Here is an 858-nt window from a genome sequence, read left to right as displayed (position 1 = left end):
CGCTAACGGAGTTCCGTGTGAAAATAGTTTCTATAAATATACTTTATAAGATTATATATGATCGTGAAATAAGATTGAGTGAGATGATTAATATTGATGTTTGTTTAGATATTGGTAATTATAAAGAAGCAATAATAATTTACAACAATTTTATATAATGAAAATCTAATAAATATTTTATCAAAAGAAGGTTTTAAATATAAGGGAAGATTATTCACAAAATAATCTATGTGAGGACGTTGAAGAAATTTCTTGGTAAAATATAAAGATTATTAAATAGATAATATAATTATGTACCCCTTAAGAAGGATGGATTTGACCTTTGTTATGTAACATTAATTGGTAGTCTTAATAATATCCTTTAATGAATATGGGAGTAATAATGAGTGTTATTACTCCTATATTGATTGTTTCTTTGAGTTCTATTATATCAAAGATATTTGTTTTGTTATTTTATTCATAGAGAAATATATGTATTTTACATAAAGATAAATTTTGAAATGCTCTTAGCTGATTTGCTTTAATATTATTATTGTTAAGTCTAGATTTAAATGTTTAATTTTGTAAAGGAAGTGAATGAAATGAAGATATTAGTTAATTGTATTAATAATCTAGAAGAATTACCCACAGGTATTCTTAATAAAATTGATAAAACAAATATGTTTTATACGGACGATTATGCAAATTTAATAAAAGATCAAGGGGGAAAAGTGTATTACATATATACATGTAATTACATTATGCCTATTTCAATAATGAAAAGCTATATTTTTAAGTGGGCAAATATATTATCAGAGTGTTATTCTTTAAGTGACTATAAAAGCGAAAGTGTAAGAGAATTTTTAGATGTGTGTATGG

The 858-nt window shown here is 23.5% G+C and carries 1 protein-coding gene; it reads left to right on the top strand.

What is annotated here, in order from left to right:
- Positions 1 to 581: 581 nt before the first annotated feature.
- On the top strand, positions 582 to 858 hold a 277-nt coding region (locus KPL50_RS26600; protein WP_216301464.1), incomplete at its 3' end, for a hypothetical protein.

The sequence above is a fragment of the Clostridium sp. CF012 genome, assembly GCF_018861755.1.
In the GTDB taxonomy this organism is placed as follows: Bacteria; Bacillota; Clostridia; order Clostridiales; family Clostridiaceae; genus Clostridium_AD.
The sequence above is the reverse complement of the archived record's forward strand: the minus strand, read 5'-3'. Positions and strand labels throughout refer to the sequence as shown.